Source organism: Methylobacterium sp. J-077 (genome assembly GCF_022829365.1).
Classification (GTDB): Bacteria; Pseudomonadota; Alphaproteobacteria; order Rhizobiales; family Beijerinckiaceae; genus Methylobacterium.
The window spans coordinates 1-16788 of sequence record NZ_JAKSYJ010000165.1; the positions used below are offsets into that span (position 1 = coordinate 1).

Sequence of the window (16788 nt, forward strand, 5' to 3'; positions counted from 1 at the left end):
CCTTGGGCGCGCATACCGGAATTGCGCCGCGAGGTGACCAAGAGCGTCGGCTAGCCCACCGTCGGTCCGTTTACCGATTCCTTGAATATTGAGAGGGTGCGCAGGTGACCCATCTCTGGATTGTCGGGACCGTGGATCGGAGGGCGTGTCTCGGAGACGGGCGTGAGATCGGGCGGCAGTTGGCCCGGCGGGGGCGAAATACCCCCGCGGCGACTCATCCCTGCGCGTGACCCTCAGAAACCCGCGGACCCGCCCAATACGAAGCGGAAGTCGGGTTGAAGGCCACGGCGGTGAATGCGGGTTCCGGGGGTGTATCGGCTGCGAGGCGGCTTGGGCATCATGGGCAGTGACCGCTGGCACGGAGTCGCGGGATCGGGGCGCTGGCAAGACATCGCGACGAGAAAGACGGCACCGGCCGGGGACCATGCCCGGTCGATACCGCGGGTCGCCGCGGGGATCGGACCCCGCGCGTAGATGGCCGACACCAGGGTCCCCGCGGCGTCCCGCGTCCCTCGTGCTGGGTTTCCTGGGCCATGCCCCCGGCGCCGCGAGGCGGGTGGGGACGTTGACGCGCGTCTGGAGGCGGAGCCCCATGGCCGGGCTCCTGGCGATGGCGGACTCTTCACGATGAGCGATCGGAAAAAGCCCGGAGATACGGGCGCAGGAGCCCGACGTCTCCTCCGAAACACAAAAAAACGGGACGGCTCGCGCCGTCCCGTCGGTGGGTGTCGTTATCGACCTAAGAAGATCGAGGCCAGTCGCTGGAGCAGGCCCCGCGGTGCGGGCGGAGGCTCACTCTGCCCAGGACCGTCCCCGATCTAATTGGCGGCGAAGGGGTGCTGGGCCGAGTTGCGCTGCTCGGTCACGGTCGCGGCCTTCGGCTCGCCGTTCACGGCGCGCTGGATCGACAGCTTGGTGGCCTCGTAGTTGTACTTCTGGATCTTGGCGTCGTCGGCCGCTTCCCAGTGGATGAACACGCCGACCAGAATGAACAGGTCGTCGGCCTCATCGGCCGGAATGATGCCTTCGGCGACGGCGTCCTGGACGGCCTTGGCGACGCCGTGCTGGGCCGGGCCGAACATCTGGACGGCCTGACGGGCGTCGTTGATGGTGACCTTGTTGAACATCAGGGTGTTGGGCTTGCACGGCAGGTTCGGCGCGATGACCGCGAGCAGGCTGGTGAAGCCGTGCTTGTTGTTCACGAGGCCATTGCAGAAAGCCGTCTCGGCGGGCGAGCCGCGCGGTCCGATGATCAGATCGATGTGAGCGACCTCGTTGCCGTCGCCGACGAGGGCTTCGCCAACCTGAACCTTGGTGATCTTCGCCATTCGGTGTCTCTCCCTGGATTCCGAAATAGGGCCGCGGCGCCGGTCGAGGCCAGCGGCCCGGAAGCCATCCTTGTTATCGGCGCCCGTCCCTCCGGCCGTGCCGGATAGGCCGAGCCGGTTGGGCCGGACAGCGCGCCGGACCCTACAGTGCGGCCCAGCGGCTCACAACCCGCGCAAGGCCCTGAAGGTGGAGAATTTCTTTGGCCGCGGACCCCGAAACCCAGGAACCAAACCGCACTTCACGCCAGGACGGCGCCGGCCGCCGTGAGCGCGTTCCAGAACAGGGTCGCCACGGTGAAATCCGCGCTGGTGCCGGGATTGAGTCCCCGCGCCTTCAGCGATGCGTCGAGGGCCAGCAACGGGTCAACCGGACGGTCGGCAAGATCGATCCCGGAGAGCGCCGTTTCAATCTCTCGACGAACGCCTTCGGCCGCTTCGGCACCCGCCTTGCGGGCGATGTGGCTGTCTGGGACGGAGCGGAGATAGGCCAGATGGATCGCGGTTGTGCACCAGGACGGATCGAGGTTTCGGGCGCGGGCCTCGGCGAGTGCCGGCAGGCCGATGGCGGTGATGTCCGAGAAGCCGGTTCCGTAGGCCCGGGCGATGCGGTCGCGCTCGGCTGCCTCCGCCATGGCGGCACGCAGGGAGCGGGGGGCCTCCGACGCGACATCGTGATTCTTGGCCCGGCCGAGCCCGCCCGGATTGGCGAGCCGGATCGCCGCGAACACGCCTTCGGAATCCGCTGCGTCGAGGTCATCCAGCACTGCGCCGACCCGCCAGCCCCGCTCGGCCGCAACGGCGAGCGGAGCGCAGAGCAGAAGGATCCCGAGATTCGTGTTCTGGGCCACCGCCGCCAGGGTCGCGGCGATTCCCGCCCGGACCCGCTCGCCGACGCCCGTTCCAGCCCGCGCCAGCTCCGGCGCCGAGACATCGGCGCTTGTAACGAAATCAGCCACCACCATGCGATGGCCGGCCGCATAGGCGTGGACGTTGCCGGGCTTTAGCGCGTCGAGTTCCGCCAGGCAGGCAGCGCGGTAGAGCGTGCCGATCAGTCCCGGGTCGAGGCCGCTCATGCCACCACGAGCCGCGGCAGGCTGGCGCCCCGGACGGCGGCCAGAAAGCCCCGCACCACGGCGGCGGCGATGTCGGTCTCGCACACGGTCTGGAGGCCCGACCAGGCCGGCATGGAGTTGACTTCGAGGATCGCGAAGCCGCCCTCTCCATCCTCGACGAGATCGACGCCGGAATAATCGACCCCGACCGCGGCGGCGGCAGCCTCCGCCATCTCGGCGGCGGCCGGCGGCATCGCCCAGGGCAGCGGCCGGCCGCCGCGATGGACGTTGGTGATCCAGCCGTCGCCCTCGCGGATCATGCCGGCGATCGCCCGGCCGTCGCAGACGAACACGCGGTAGTCGCGCCACAACCCGTCCCGACGCGGCACGTAGCGCTGAAGATAATAGACCCGGGCCACCGCCTCCTCGTCGGGCAGATCCTCGGGACGCTCGATGAGGGCCAGCCCCTCCCCCTGGGAGCCGAAGAGCGGCTTGAGCACGAGGGGCGCACCGGGGCTGCCTTCGCGCACCACGATCTCGGCGGCGGCCTCGCGCTTCGAGACCACCCAGGTCTCGGGCGTCGGCAGGCCGGCCCGGGCGATGAGCAGCGAGGTCGCGGCCTTGTCGACCGAGCGCTCGATAGCGGTGGGCGCGTTCCAGACGGTCACGCCCGCCGAGACCAGGGCGTGCAGCACGCCGAGCCGCATGGTGGTCGCCTCGAAGGTGCCGCCCGCGATGGTCCGCAGCAGTACGCCGCCGGGCAGCGCACCGGAAAAGCCCGGGACGCGCAGGGGCTCGCCGCCTCCGGTGGCCACGATCACGTCGGCGAGAGAGAACAGGATCGGCTCGACCCCCTGCGCCCGCAGGGCCGCCAGGAGCCGAGCCTTGTGCCAATTGCCGTTATCTGCGGCGAGGGCGATGCGCATGAATGGAAGACTCTCGATCGCCCTCCCGCTCCGGGGAAGGCTTCGGTCGTTATGGTTTAAAGGCTCTATCGCGGCGGCCCGGCCGCAACACGCGCCTACTCCGATGGAACTCGCCGATTTCGGGTTGCCGGGCGTGGCGCAGGTCCCCTCTCCCGTGCGGGAGGGGGACAGAGTGAGGGATGCGACCTTTCCGGAGAAAGCTGGCCCCTCACCCCAACCCTCTCCCGCTCAAGAGAGGGAGTCTATGCCTCATGTGACCGACGACGGATCGTGTCCCGGCCTCTGACCTTGATGAACCAAAGCCGGAACGTCCTATGTCTCTTACGCGAACGACGCATCCACCAGCGCCGGCTCCAGGCGGCCGCCGCGATAGGTGGCGCCGGTGCGCACCGAGGTGACTATCGCCTCGGCCGGCGAGAACAGGGCGCCGTCGATCTTGTAGAAATCGCCGTTCACCCGCGAGAAGATCTCGGCGAACGGGGCACCGTGGTCGCTCGAAGTGGTGGACGGGATCTGCTCGGCGAGCAGCTTGGCGTCGGCATCGTCGGCATCGACGAAGAGCTGGACCCGGCCACCATAGATGATGGCGTCGTTGGTCCGGCCCATCGCCTTGATGAAATCCGGGTGCGGGGGCGAGAGCGGCGCCGAGCCGATGCCGTCGACGATGGCGTGCAGGTCGAAGCCGACGGTGTGGGCCTTGTGCAGGGCGACTTCCAGCACTCGGGCGACCACCTGGGTCGAGCCGGCGAGGCTCTGGGTGGGGGCGAAGATGAAGGTCAGGTCCTCCGGGCGCAGACCGGAGGCCTCGGCGACCTTGGCGACGACGCTCTCGGGCGGGCCGCCGGCGGCTTCGAGGACCAGGGCGGTCTTGGTAGCTGAATCCCGGTAGCCGAGTTCCTGGTACAGATCCTCGACGGCCGCGACCGCGCGGCCCGGGCCCGAACCGAGGGCGAAGAAGCCGGAATCGCCGCCCTCGTCGGCGAGGCTCCAGCCGGCATACTGGCTGCCCAGGCAGGCGAGCACCGGATCAGCCGCATGGACGATCACGGAATACGGCCAGGCGGCGATCGGGCCGCTCGGCGCGATGGTCACGCTGCCGAGGCCGCCGAGGCAGATCTCGGCGATGCGCCGTCCGGCCTCGATCGAGCCCCGCGCCTGCGCGCCGGCATCGACCATCCGGGCGCCGCCGGTCGCCTGCGAGACCGACAGGCGCAGGGTCGCAGCATCGGCCACGAGCCGCTCGATCAGCGGTGCGGTCAGCGCGTTGACGCTGGGATAGGATTGGCTGGCACTCATCACAGGGCTTCCTCGGGGTGCGTTTTCTGTGCGGCCAGGGCAGCGCGCAGCCGCGCCGTCCGCGTGTTCAGACCGTCGAGCGCCGCCTGCCGGTCGGCCCCAAGGGCAAGCACCGTGCAGAGGGGCGCGTCGCGGCGGACCACCGTGCCGGGGCGCGGGCGGTCGCGCACGTGATCCGGCCAGGGAAAGTCCGGGCCGGGCGCATGCTCACGCTCCGCGTAACAGATCTGCGCGGCGGCCGCATCCGCCGGTTGCGCGCCGAGCGTCGGCATGGCGCAGAGGCTGGCCTCGATATGGGCGGCCAGCAGGGGCGTGCTCCGCCGATCCAGAATATCGAGGGTCGCGCCGGGCCGCGGATTGATCTCGGTGAGCCACCAGCCGGATTCCTCAGCCAGAAAATCGGCGCTCGCGAGCCCGCGCAGACCGGTCGCCGCAGCTATTTTTGCAACGGCTTCTGTGACCGCAGACAAGAGCGTATCGGGGAGAAGCGGGACCTCCCCGGCGCCGGTGGCCAGGGCGCCGCCGTAGCGATAGGGCCGGGTCGGCGACGGCGCGCACCATTGCTCGGTGCAGGCCAGCACTTGGATCGTGCGACCATCGGCCAAAAAATTCAGTGCGTAGGGCCGGCCGGGGGCCCGAACTTGAAAATAATGGCGCTCCGGCGCCAGGCCGAGTATGGCCGACCGGATATGGCCGCCGCCGCTGCCGCCGATCCGCTTGAGCAGCCAGCCGGACGGCTCGGGCGGCAGGTCCGTCGCAATCGCCGGATGCGGGACGCCGAGCCGGGCGCAGAGCGCTGTGAAAGCGAACGGATCCTTGAGCGCCGCGATGGCATCGGTATCGGCGCCGATCAGCCGATGCTTTTCCGCGATCCGGGCGACGAGACCGGGGGCATCCTCGAAGCCGCTGCCCAGGACGACGCCCACCGGCGATCCGGCCGCATCGGCCAGTGCGTCGATGGCCGCGAGCGTCGCGTCGACGGCAATCGGGCTGCCGAAGCGGCCCGGGAGCGGCCGGTAGGCTTCGCTCAGCGCCAGCGTGTCGGAATCGCCGAACAGGTCGGCCACGAAGGGGCGCAGACCCGCCCGCCGGGCCGCCTCGGCGAGGGCGCGCCCGGCCTGGGCGGCGATCAGGATCGCCTCGGCCATGCCGGGATGCGCCGGTGCCGGCTCAGCCGGCGATCTCGACGGCCAGGGTGTAGGCGTCGCGGAAGTCGAGGCAGAGCGGCGTGTCGGAGGCGAGCATCCGGTCGAACAGGCGGCGCTGCGTCTGGTACTTCACGTTGCCCACCGCCAGGGCGCCGATGCCGACGCCCTTGCCGGCCGGCAGGGGCACATCGACGGCGTTGACGTCGATCCCGGCGATGCCGGCCGGCGGCACCGCGTTCACGTCGGAGGCGACCAGAAGCTTGGGAGCGGATTTCAGGTCCTCGGCCGAGAGGATCGGGATGCCGGCGGGACCGGCCGACAGGATCACGTCGGCGTCGCGGATGGCGAGGCGGCGATCCTCGGGCGTGGTGCCGTCGACGGCGCCGACCTCGATGCCGAAGCGCCACTTCATCGTGAAGGCGATCTTGGAGACCCGCTCCTCGCCGTCATGGCCGACCAAGACGGTCTGCGCGCCCTGGAGTGCGCCGATCACCGCGGCCACGTAGGCGACGACGCCGGCGCCGCCGAAGATCACGATGCGCTTGCCGGTCAGGTCGGTGCCGAATTTCTGCCGGAGCGCCCGGGAGACCTGCGCCACCATGGCGGCGCCCGTAGTGAACGAGCCCGCGGGATCGGCGAAGACATGGTTCACGAAGGGCGGCACGAACGCCTTCTTGGCGCGGTCGACCATGTCGAGCGCGTCCTCGGCGTTCTTGCCGCCGATGAAGATGCCGGTGCGGGTTCCGTCGGCCGGCGCCCGTGAAAAAATCGAATCCTGGGTCAGCGAGACCACGTCGGCGAGGCTGACCTCGGTGTAGGTCACCACCGTCTCGAAGCCCGCATCGACGGCCATGTTCACGTCGAACGGGCTCATGTGCCGGAGTGGCGTCAGCATGTGGAGGATCGAGCGGGCCATGACGTTCCATCCCGTGGGGCGCGCGCCAACTTGCGCCTGCCGACCGTCCAAACCCGCTGCGCGTGCCGCGGTCAAGCCCGGGCCGGCCAGTTCAGCCTGCCGTGGTTATTGATGCCCCGGCGTTGCGTCCATGGGCGATCAGGAAGCGAAGCGGCCCGCCGCGGTTGAGGCTGGCTACGAGGGCTTGGGCCTCGGCCTCGCTCGGCATCAGCACGAAGCCGGTCGGCCCCCAGGACGACTGACCGTAGCCGGGCACACCCTGCGCGGCGGCATTGGCGAGCGCCTGCGCCACCGCTGCGCTTGCGTAGCGGCCGCCCTGGTGCGGCGCGAAGTGGTCGCCAATGAGATCCTGGATCCGGGTGATGCCGGCGCCGAAGCCCTGCGGCTCGGCGAGCGCCGCCGCCGGTAGGACCTGCATCAGCACGATCCGACAGATCTCGGCGGCCTGGGCCTCCGGGAAGCGCGGGAGTTCGCGGAACGCCTCGACTTCCCTGGTCCCGTGCACCCCGGCCATGCTCTGATCGAGGACGAGGACGATCCGCCAGGCCTCCGGATAGGCCAGGCGCGCGATCACCGGCGGCGGGCCGCCGTTGGCCCCGCGGCCGCCGTCGACGATCAGGCCGCCCTCCGTGAAGGCGCACAGGCCGACACCCGAACGGTTGCCGCGATCGAGGCTGGAGGAAAATGCCGCCGCCGAGAAAGGCGCCCGATCGAGGCGCGCCATCGCGGCCGCCACGGCCAGTGCGAGCTGAGTCCCGGATCCGAATCCGGCATGCGCCGGAATCGTCCGCTCGACCGCGATGGCGACGGAACCGGCCCCGCCGAGATGGTATGCGGCGGCGCGAGCGTAGCCCCGGACCCGCTCCGCTTCCGCGCCGGAAACGGAGAGATCCGATGACCGGCGGGCGGTCAGCGCCACGGACGGCGCGTCGATGGCGAGGCCGATGCTGCCGAAGCGTCGGCCCAGGCCGCCGTGCAGATCGAGGAATCCGAAATGCAGCCGCGCCGGCGCCTCGACGCGGACGATGCTCGGAGCGGTCGCCTCGTTCCGCTGGGGGACCTCGCCCACGCCCATTCCTTCGAAATCCACCGCCGAACCGGCGCGCTTTTCCCATGCGGCGGCCGACCGAAGCAACGGGATCTTGCCGCCGATTGGCCGAACCAGGATGCGACCCCCCTTGCCGCGGCGGGCGGATGAATGCAAACCTAGGCCAGCGACGGCGCGCCGAGTTGCCGCCCGCCCGGGCCAGTCGGGCGGGCGAGCCATTCCGATCCGGCGGGATTCTCCCTCGGGAGTGAACCCGCCTCGTCCGGTCTTACGGCCGTCGCCCGCTCCGAAGCCAAACAAGAACGTCGCGTGAGGGAGCATGGCAGCCTGGGTGAAGGGTGGCGCGACGGACGCGGGCACCGCCATCGGGGCGGCCGTATCCCTGCTCGCCAAGGCGCGCGCGCCGGTGATCGCCGGCCTCAGCGCCGACGTGGCCGCGATCCGCGCGGCCTATGATCTCGCGGGGCGCATCGGCGCCTCCATCGACACCGCCGGTGCGGTCGGCACCTATGCCGAGCTCGGCGCACTGAGCCGTGTGGGGGCTATCACCTCGACGCCGGCTGAGGCGGTCGGCCGGGCCGATGCGGTGCTCGTCATCGGCGCCGCGCCGTGGCGCACGCCACTTCTGCAGCGCCTGTCGGAGACGAAGCCCACGCGTGGGCGTACTTCCGGATCGGACCGCGCGCTCCTGGCGCTCGGCGCCGGGGCCGATAGCTCGAAGGCAACGTTCTCCCACCCCGCCGAAGACGGCTTGGCGGAGGCGGTCGCGGACTTGCGCGCCTACGGAAAGGGTCATCTCGCCGGTGACACGCCGCAGGCCAAGCTCGTGGCGCATCTCACGGCCGCGCAATACGGCGTGCTGCTGTACGATCCGGCCGAACTCGGCGAGCTCGGCGTCGAGATGCTCCAGGGCTTCGCCATGGAGCTGAACGAGACCACACGCTGCTTCACCCTGGCGATGTCGGGTGCGGATCAGGACCGCGCCGTCGTGCCGGTGGCCGCATGGCTGACCGGGCAGGCGCCGCGCAGCGGGTTCGGCCGGCGCGTGCCGGAACATGATCCGTGGCGCTTCGATGTCGCCCGGCAGGTCGCGGCCGGCGAGGTCGACGCCGTCATCTGGCTCGCCGCACTGCCGGTGGACCGGCCGGACTGGCTGGCTGCCGTGCCGTCCGTGGCGCTGGTCGCCGAGGCCAAGGCGTCCCTCGCCGATGTGGTGATCGCGGTCGGCCGCCCGGGCCGAGACCTTGGCGGCGTGTTGTGGAACGAGCAGCGCGCCGCGCTGACCTACTGGCCGGCCTCCGCGCCTACGGATCTACCGTCCGCCGCGTCGGTGCTGGGGTCCCTTCGGGATCGCTTGGCCGAAGGTCGCGCCGCGTCGAGGAGTGAGCCCGCATGCTGAGCGTGATTCGGGGCGGGCGCGTCGTCGATCCGACCGCGTCCCGCGATGCCGTCGGTGATGTCTGGATCGAGGACGGCCGCATCGTCGATCCGGTAGGCCAGGAGCCCGATCGGGTGATCGACGCTTCCGGCTGCGTCGTGATGGCCGGCGGCGTCGAGGTGCATTCGCATATCGCCGGCGGCAACGTCATCACGTCGCGCCTGCTGCTGCCCGACCTCTATGTCAGCGAGGCGTCGCCCGAGGGCCATCCCTTCGCGCATGCCGGCGGGGCCGCTGGCTGGATCGGCTCGACCTATGCGCGGATGGGCTACACCACCGCGGTCGAGCCGGCGATGCCGCCGACCCACGCGCTGGCGACCCAGCTGGAACTGGCCGACATCCCGTTGCTGGATCGCGGTGCGCTCACCGTGATGGGCAACGACGACCAGCTGCTGCAGCTGCTCCGCGAGCGCCAGGGCGGCAACGCTGTGCGCGATCTCGTGGCGCTCTCCGTCGCCACCTCGCGCGGCCTTGGGGTGAAGTGCATCAATGCCGGCGGCGCCTCGGCATTCAAGGACGGGGCTTTGCGCCTGTCGCTGGACGACGAGATTCCGGTCTACGGGCTCTCGACCCGGCAGATCATGGGCTCACTCCTCGACGCGGTCGAAGAGATCGGCGTCCCCCACCCGCTGCACGTCCATTGCAACAATCTCGGCCTGCCGGGCGCGGACGATTCGTTCGTCGAGACCCTGGAGGCGGCGGAAGGCCGGCGGATCCACTTCGCCCACGCGCAGTTCTACGCCTACGGCGTGACTGAGGGCGGCGGCTTCCGCTCAGCAGCCGAGCGGATCGCCCGGGCGATCGCCGACAATCCGAACGCGACCCTCGATATCGGGCAGGTCGTGTTCGGCCAGACCGTGACGGTGTCGCTCGACATCCTGCGCCAGTTCGCCGGCCGCAAGGGCGCCAACCCGAAGAAGTGGGTGCTCAATGCCGGCGACGCCGAGGGCGGCGGCGTCGTGCCGTTCCTGTACCGGCCGCGCGGTCCGACCAGCTCGCTGCAATGGGCCATCGGCCTCGAGATCATGCTGCTTTCCACCGATCCGGAGCGCACGATCCTGACCACCGACCACCCGAACGGCGGCCCGTTCACCCAGTATCCGCGCATCATCCACCTGCTGATGGACAAGTCCGAGCGCGACCGCGAGATCGCGACCCTGCCGGGAGTTGTCGGCGAGCGGTCCGGTCTGCCGGGCCTGGAGCGGGAATACACCCTCTCGGAGATCGCCCAGCTGACCCGGTCGGGACCGGCCAAGCTTCTGGGCCTCGCCGATCGCGGCCATCTGCGGCCGGGCGCCTGCGCCGACGTCGCAGTCTATCGCGATACGCCAGACCGCACGGCGATGTTCACCGCCGCCAAGCTGGTCCTCAAGGACGGCGTGCCTATCGTCGAGGATGGCGAGGTGGTCGAATGGCGCGCCGGCCGAACCCTGTCGCTCTCGGTCGAGTCCGATCCTGCCATGGCCAAGCGCGCCGACACTTACCTGACGGACCGGTTCGGCGCGGGGCTCGACAGCTTCGCGGTGCCGGATGCGGCCTTCGACGCGGATGCGGACACCTTCGAGGTGGTGCCATGCCGGGTTTGACGCCCGCCATCTTCCCTCCCCCCTCTGCGGGGGAGGGTACCCCGCGCAGCACGGGGGGAGAGGGGCAGCGCGACGTTGCGGGTTTCAGCGCCCAGCGCGACCTTTCCGGAGCCGTCGCTCCCCTCTCCCGACCCCTGCTGACGCAGGGGCCACCCTCCCCCGCAGAGCGGGGAGGGTTACGGCCGTCGCGGAAGTCCCAAAACAATGTCTGAGCTCAGCCTCAACGGCATCCCGATCGTCGACACCTTCGCGGAGGCGTTCGACGTGGCCGGGACCGCCATCGTCGTCACCAACGACACCGCCAAGTGGGCCATGATCGCGGCCACCACCATGACGGGCTTCGCCACGTCGGTGATCGGCTGCGGCGCCGAGGCCGGCATCGATTCCGTGCTGTCGCCCGAGGAGACTCCGGACGGACGGCCCGGCGTGCGCATCCTCCTGTTCGGCTTCGAACCGAACGGGCTCAAGGAGCAGCTGATCAAGCGGGTCGGCCAGTGCATCCTGACCTGCCCGGGCACCGCCTGCTTCGCCGGGGTCGAGGGACCGAACAAGATCAAGCTCGGCGGCGCGATCCGGTATTTCGGCGACGGCTTCGCCATCGCCAAGCGCCTGCCCGACGCCTCCGGCAAAGACCGGCGCTACTGGCGCATCCCGGTCATGGACGGCGAGTTCCTCTGTGAAGATTCGGTCCGGGCCGTGGACGGTGCGGTCGGCGGCGGCAATCTGCTGTTCCTCGGCCGGACCCATGCCGAGACGCTGATCGTCGCCGAGGCGGCCGTCGAGGCCGCCAAGGCGGTGCCCGGCGCGATCCTGCCGTTTCCGGGCGGCATCGTCCGCTCCGGCTCGAAGGTCGGCGGCCGGACCAAGGGCATGATGGCCTCGACCAACGACGCCTATTGCCCGACCCTGAAGGGGCGGGCGGGCTCGGCGCTTCCGGCCGAGTGCGGCGTCGTGCTGGAGATCGTGATCGACGCCCTGACCTCGCAGGGCGTGTCCGATTCAATGCGGGCCGGCCTGCATGCGGCCACCGAGATCGGCGGCAGACACGGGCTGATCGCCGTCACGGCCGGCAATTACGGCGGCAATCTCGGCCGCCACCATTATCATCTGCGCGACCTGCTCGCGCGCGAAGATTCCAAGACGGAGGGCTGAGCCTTGAGCACCCTCACCCTGCGCGCGGCTCCGCCCGAGCGGCTCGACTTCCTGAACATCAACCCGCTTGCGCTCAGCCGGCTCTCGCAGGCAGAAGCCGAGCGCCTAGCGGTCGGGACGACCCGCACCGGCGTGCGTCTCGGCGACTGCTTCTCGGTCGCGCTGGACGGCTCCGATACCCTGACCATCGAAGGCGGCCATGAGCGGCTCGATCGGGTCGGCGCGGCCCTGTCGGAGGGCGCGATCCGCGTCGCCGGCGATGTCGGCCAGCGCCTCGGCGCGGGCATGGCCGGCGGCAGCTTGACCGTGACGGGCCATGCCGGACCCTATGCCGGCGCGGGCGCCACCGGCGGTCTTATCACCATCGACGGCGATGCCGGTGACCATGCCGGCGGTGCAGTCTACGCGGCCAAGGCCGGTCTCGACGGCGCGACGCTGATCATCCGCGGGACGGCCGGTGCCCATCTCGGCGATCGGATGCGGCGCGGAATCCTTCTGGCTGGCCGCGCCGGAGCGTATGCCGGCTCCCGCATGATCGCCGGGACGCTGGCGGCGCTCGCGGTGGGCGACCAACCGGGCTACGGCATGCGCCGGGGCACGCTGTTGCTCGGTTCGCACGGGCGGCTGTCGCCGACCTTCGTGGAGACCGGGACGCACGATCTGGTGTTCCTGAAGCTCCTGTCGAAATCGCTGGCCGGCCTCAGTGCCGAGCATGCCGCGCTGCTCAACCGACCGCTGCGGCGCTATTCCGGCGACCTCGCGACCATCGCCAAGGGTGAGATCTGGGTCGCGTCCTGACGCCGCTCTGGGCAGCGCGGCCGCGCGCGGCATATGCTCTGTCCAAGCCGGCCCGCACGAGGCCGGCAGTCTGGGGAGACGCCCATGCTCCTGCTTCTGTCGATCTGCCTCGTCGCCCAGCCCTCGACCTGCCGCGAGGACCGGATCGAGATGTCCTACGAGGGCTCGAACCCGTTCATCTGCCTGCGCCATTCGCAGAGCGCGCTCGCGACCTGGCAGGCGTCCCATCCGGACTGGCACGTCGAGCGCTGGCGCTGCGCCGCGCGCGGCAGCCTGCCGAAGGATCTGTGAGCGCGGTCCGCGATAGCGAACGAAGGGCCTCGGCGGGGCGCAACAGATGCGCTCGCTGAAGCTTCGTTTCGCGCTGCTGCTCGGCGGCACCGCCATCGTGGTGATGCTGGCGGCCATCGCTGCGCTGGCCTCGATCGCGGCCGCCGAGCGCACCGTCGACCGCACCCTGGAGGCGCAGCGGCGCCTCGAATTGCTGGCCGAGCTGTCCGGCCGCCTGACCCAGTTCGGCTTGGCCGCGGTCGAGACCGTCGGCAATCCTGACGGGCAGCCGGAGGCCATGGCGATCGCGCGCGACAATGCCGATCGGGCGCTCACGACGGTCGATGAAGCGCTGGCCCGGAGCTTCCCGCCGAGCGACGACCCGGCCGACCGCATGCAATACGCCGCGCGGACGCGCCCGATGGCGCAGCTGCGCGCCGCCCGGGTCGTGCTCGACCGGCAGGTGGCCCGGATCAACCGGCAGGTCGAGTCCGATAAGCGCCAGGACGCGATCAAGGGTGCGCTCAACGGCTTCGGAGCGATGACCGGCCAGCCGCTGTCGTTCCTGATCGAGGCCGAGCGGCGTAGCATGGCGCTCGGGTCCGAACAGGCCCGGGCGCTGTCGGCTCGCCTGCGCGTGGCCGCGGCATCCGCGGTGGTCGCGGCCCTGGTGCTGCTGGCGGTGCTCTATCGCGGCGTCACCCGCCCGACCCTGGCCCGGATCGAGGAGGTGCGGCTCGCGGCGAGCGCCATCGGGCACGGCGCCCTCGACACGCGCCTCTCGGTGGCGACCCGGGACGAGCTCGGCCTGCTGATGACCAACGTCAACCGCATGGCCGCGCGGCTCGCCCGCCGCGAATCCCGGGTCGCCGCGGATCGGGCGGCGCTGGAGGATACGGTGGCGGCCCGCACCGCGGATCTGCGCGCCGCCAACGAACGCCTCGAAGCCGTCGACCGCTCGAGGCGACGCTTCTTTGCCGATGTGAGCCACGAATTGCGCACGCCGCTCACCGTCATCCTCGGCGAATGTGATCTGGCGCTGCGCGGCGCCTCCCGGGGCGCCGATCCGGGGCCGATCTTCAGTACGATCCGCAAGCGGGCACAGCGGCTGAAGCTGCGCGTCGAGGATCTGCTGCGCGTGGCCCGCTCGGAATCCGGCGAGATCGAATTCGACCGGCGTCCTCTGGGACTCGCCTCGGTCCTGGCCGAGGCCGTCGACAACATGGCCTCGGAGGCGGCCCGCCGCCGGGTCGGCCTGAGCCTCGAACCCGGCAGCCAGGACGTGGAATGCCTGGCCGACCGGGAATGGATTCGCCAGACCATCGAGAGCCTCGTGGACAACGCCCTGCGCCACGCCAAGGGGCTGAGCCGGGTCGAGGTCGCGCTGTCGGCCGAGCCGGGCGCGCTGGCCCGGATTACCGTGACCGATGACGGGCCGGGCTTCGGCGCCTCCGAGGCCGCGCTGTTCGAGCGCTTCCGACGCGGCGCCGGGCCGAGCCCGGACGAAACCGGATTTGGCATCGGGCTGGCCCTGGCGCGCTGGATCGTCGAGCAGCACGGCGGCACGATCCGCCTCGGTGCCGGCCCGAACGGTCGCGGGGCCCGGGTCAGCCTGGACATGCCGGCGCTCGATCCGGCATGGGAGATCGGCACGGCCGGGAACGCGGCCGGCGGCGCGCGGGTGAGGGAGTCGGCCGCATGACGCGGATCCTGATCGTCGAGGACGATATCGACATTCGGGGCCTGTTGGCCCGAGGCCTGGAAGCCGAGGGATTCGAGGTCGGCACCGCTTCCTGCGTCGACGAGGCGCTGAAGGCCGCGCACGATCCGGCACCGGGCGCAGTGCTTCTCGATATCAATCTGCCCGACGGGTCCGGCCACGATGTCTGCCGGTCGCTCCGCGAGGGCGGGTTCCCGGGGGCGATCCTGTTCCTGTCCGCCCGCGACGAGATTCGCGACCGGGCCGAGGGGCTGGCGCTCGGCGCCGACGACTACATCATCAAGCCCTTCGTGTTCGACGAGCTCGTGGCGCGCCTGCGCACCCACCTCATGCGGCGCGAGCAGGCCGAGGCGCCGCGCTCGCGCATCACCGCCGGTCGGCTGCTGCTCGATCTCGACACCCGCCAAGCGAGTTGCGGTGAGGCCAGCGCGCGGCTGACACCTCGGGAGGCCGACCTCCTTGCCATGCTGATGGAGAGCATCGGCAAGCCGGTCTCCCGGGCCGACATCTTCGACCGGCTCTGGGCGAGCCAGGGCGGCCTCTCGCTCAACGTGGTCGACGTCTATATCGGCTATCTGCGCTCCAAGATGGCCGATTTCGTCCGCTACGGCGGCCCGGGATTGGTCACCGTGCGGGGGAAAGGCTTCATGCTGGAGCTGCGCGGTCCCGACTTCCGTCAATGAGCGACTATACTTAAGTCCAATCCGGTAACATTTCTCGCGCGCATCCAAGCATTTGGGTGGAGTCTCACGAAAAATTTGGGAGGATCCGGCAAGTTAGTGCTTGAAGACCGCAGCTGAATCGCCGATATCGGGGGCGCGCCAGAAACCAGAGCGCCATCAGTGTCTTAGAGGTTTCTTAGGAACCCGTGACGCTCGGTGAGGAACCGCCAAGGAGAAACACCATGAAGTGGGCTGCCCCCGTTGTGTCCGAAATCTGCGTCGGCATGGAAGTGACGAGCTACGAGTCGGCCGAGATCGACACGTTCAACTGAGCGTTTCGCAACTGAGTTTCCAGGGGCCGGGGATCGCGGGAACCGCACCATGCGCGTCGTGATCCTCGGCTCCGCAGCGGGCGGCGGCCTTCCCCAGTGGAATTGCCGCTGCCCCATCTGCTCCCTGGCGCGGTCCGAGCCGGACCGGGTACGCCCTCGGACGCAGTCGAGCATCGCGGTCTCCGCTGACGGGACCGACTGGCTCCTGGTCAATGCTTCGCCAGACATCCGGCAACAGCTCTTCGACAATCCGCAGATGCATCCCCGCGAGGGCCTGCGCCACTCGCCGATCCGGTCCGTGCTCCTGACCAACGGCGACGTCGACCACGTGGCGGGCCTGCTGACCCTGCGCGAGGGCCAGCCCTATACCCTCTACGCCACCCGTGGGATCCTCGATTCGGTCAACGCCAACCGCGTGTTCGACGTGATGGCCGAGGGCGTCGTTACGCGGCAGGCGGTCGCCATGGACCAGCGTTTTGAGCCCCTGCCCGGCCTTTTCGTCACGCTGTTCGCTGTGCCCGGCAAGGTGCCGCTCTGGCTCGAAGACGAGACGATGGAGATCGGCGCTGAGACCGAGACCACCGTCGGTGCCCTGATCGAGGCGAGCGGCCGTCGCCTCGCCTACATCCCCGGATGCGCTCGGGTCACGGACGGGCTCCGCGACCGGATCGCCGGCGTCGACGCGCTGCTGTTCGACGGCACCGTCCTGCACGACGATGACATGATCCGCGCCGGCGTCGGCACCAAGACCGGCTGGCGCATGGGCCACGTCCCGATGCGCGGCGGGAACGGCTCGATCGACGCCCTGGCCGGCACCGCGGTCGGGCGTCGTGTCTTCGTCCATATCAACAACACCAACCCGGTCCTGGTCGAGGGCTCGCCGGAACGGGCCGATGTCGAGGCTGCGGGCTGGACCGTGGCGCATGACGGGCTACGCTTGGCCCTCTGAGACACGTTCGACCGGTGGTTGGGTGCAGACCGCGCCGGCACTATATCGACTCCGAGCCCGGACATTCGCCCCGCCGGAGCCGCGTTCCGAACGATGGTCTCCGGCTGTCGGGACGAGGCTCTCAACGAGGGCGGGATCGGAGTACAGGAAACGCGACCCGAGAACGG

At 70.2% G+C, this 16788-nt stretch carries 16 protein-coding genes; 9 read left to right on the forward strand and 7 right to left on the reverse strand.

The features are described from left to right. Positions 1-818 precede the first annotated feature (818 nt). From fae to MKL11_RS20025, 7 genes are all read right to left on the reverse strand, one after another. Complete coding sequence (fae, locus tag MKL11_RS19995; protein ID WP_243946719.1) at positions 819-1328, reverse strand: 5,6,7,8-tetrahydromethanopterin hydro-lyase; 510 nt, start codon at positions 1326-1328, stop codon at positions 819-821. Positions 1329-1567: 239 nt separating this feature from the next. Then, the gene (locus MKL11_RS20000; RefSeq protein ID WP_243946721.1) at positions 1568-2401 is read right to left on the reverse strand and encodes a triphosphoribosyl-dephospho-CoA synthase; all 834 of its coding nucleotides are present in this window, start codon (positions 2399-2401) and stop codon (positions 1568-1570) included. Beyond that, on the reverse strand, positions 2398-3306 hold the full coding sequence (locus tag MKL11_RS20005; RefSeq protein WP_243946723.1) for a RimK family alpha-L-glutamate ligase: 909 nt from the start codon (positions 3304-3306) through the stop codon (positions 2398-2400). Before MKL11_RS20005 ends, MKL11_RS20000 begins: the two co-directional genes overlap by 4 nt. Before the next feature lie 321 nt (positions 3307-3627). Continuing rightward, entirely contained in the window at positions 3628-4602 is a 975-nt protein-coding gene (gene mch, locus MKL11_RS20010; RefSeq protein ID WP_243946725.1) for a methenyltetrahydromethanopterin cyclohydrolase, read from the reverse strand. Continuing rightward, a complete protein-coding gene (locus tag MKL11_RS20015; RefSeq protein WP_243946727.1) occupies positions 4602-5750 on the reverse strand; it encodes an ATP-grasp domain-containing protein in 1149 nt (382 codons plus the stop codon). The genes mch and MKL11_RS20015 overlap by 1 nt, the downstream gene beginning before the upstream one ends. 22 nt (positions 5751-5772) lie before the next feature. Further along, positions 5773-6666 (reverse strand): NAD(P)-dependent methylenetetrahydromethanopterin dehydrogenase, encoded by an 894-nt coding sequence (locus MKL11_RS20020; protein ID WP_243946729.1) that lies wholly within the window; start codon positions 6664-6666, stop codon positions 5773-5775. 91 nt (positions 6667-6757) lie between these two features. Then, positions 6758-7735 carry a beta-ribofuranosylaminobenzene 5'-phosphate synthase family protein gene (locus MKL11_RS20025; RefSeq protein WP_409565883.1) on the reverse strand — a complete coding sequence of 326 codons (978 nt, stop codon included), beginning with the start codon at positions 7733-7735 and terminating at the stop codon, positions 6758-6760. Between the two features lie 298 nt (positions 7736-8033). Here MKL11_RS20025 and MKL11_RS20030 point away from each other — a divergent pair, with 298 nt between their 5' ends. The 9 genes from MKL11_RS20030 (at position 8034) to pqqB (ending at position 16621) form a co-directional block, all read left to right on the forward strand. Beyond that, a complete protein-coding gene (locus MKL11_RS20030; RefSeq protein ID WP_243946733.1) occupies positions 8034-9113 on the forward strand; it encodes a formyltransferase in 1080 nt (359 codons plus the stop codon). Further along, complete coding sequence (locus tag MKL11_RS20035) at positions 9107-10738, forward strand: formylmethanofuran dehydrogenase subunit A (RefSeq protein ID WP_243946735.1); 1632 nt, start codon at positions 9107-9109, stop codon at positions 10736-10738. The genes MKL11_RS20030 and MKL11_RS20035 overlap by 7 nt, the downstream gene beginning before the upstream one ends. A gap of 204 nt (positions 10739-10942) precedes the next feature. Continuing rightward, the gene (gene fhcD, locus MKL11_RS20040; RefSeq protein WP_243946738.1) at positions 10943-11890 is read left to right on the forward strand and encodes a formylmethanofuran--tetrahydromethanopterin N-formyltransferase; all 948 of its coding nucleotides are present in this window, start codon (positions 10943-10945) and stop codon (positions 11888-11890) included. 3 nt (positions 11891-11893) lie between these two features. Then, positions 11894-12688 carry a formylmethanofuran dehydrogenase subunit C gene (locus tag MKL11_RS20045; protein ID WP_243946739.1) on the forward strand — a complete coding sequence of 265 codons (795 nt, stop codon included), beginning with the start codon at positions 11894-11896 and terminating at the stop codon, positions 12686-12688. An 84-nt stretch (positions 12689-12772) separates the two neighbouring features. Then, positions 12773-12979, forward strand: a complete 207-nt coding sequence (locus MKL11_RS20050) for a hypothetical protein (RefSeq protein ID WP_243946741.1) — start codon at positions 12773-12775, stop codon at positions 12977-12979. A gap of 46 nt (positions 12980-13025) precedes the next feature. Continuing rightward, entirely contained in the window at positions 13026-14660 is a 1635-nt protein-coding gene (locus MKL11_RS20055) for a sensor histidine kinase (RefSeq protein ID WP_243946743.1), read from the forward strand. Continuing rightward, positions 14657-15361 carry a response regulator transcription factor gene (locus MKL11_RS20060; protein ID WP_243946745.1) on the forward strand — a complete coding sequence of 235 codons (705 nt, stop codon included), beginning with the start codon at positions 14657-14659 and terminating at the stop codon, positions 15359-15361. Before MKL11_RS20055 ends, MKL11_RS20060 begins: the two co-directional genes overlap by 4 nt. Before the next feature lie 221 nt (positions 15362-15582). Further along, positions 15583-15672 carry a pyrroloquinoline quinone precursor peptide PqqA gene (pqqA, locus tag MKL11_RS20065; RefSeq protein ID WP_007564431.1) on the forward strand — a complete coding sequence of 30 codons (90 nt, stop codon included), beginning with the start codon at positions 15583-15585 and terminating at the stop codon, positions 15670-15672. Between the two features lie 49 nt (positions 15673-15721). Next, on the forward strand, positions 15722-16621 hold the full coding sequence (gene pqqB, locus MKL11_RS20070) for a pyrroloquinoline quinone biosynthesis protein PqqB (RefSeq protein ID WP_243946747.1): 900 nt from the start codon (positions 15722-15724) through the stop codon (positions 16619-16621). Positions 16622-16788 lie beyond the last annotated feature (167 nt).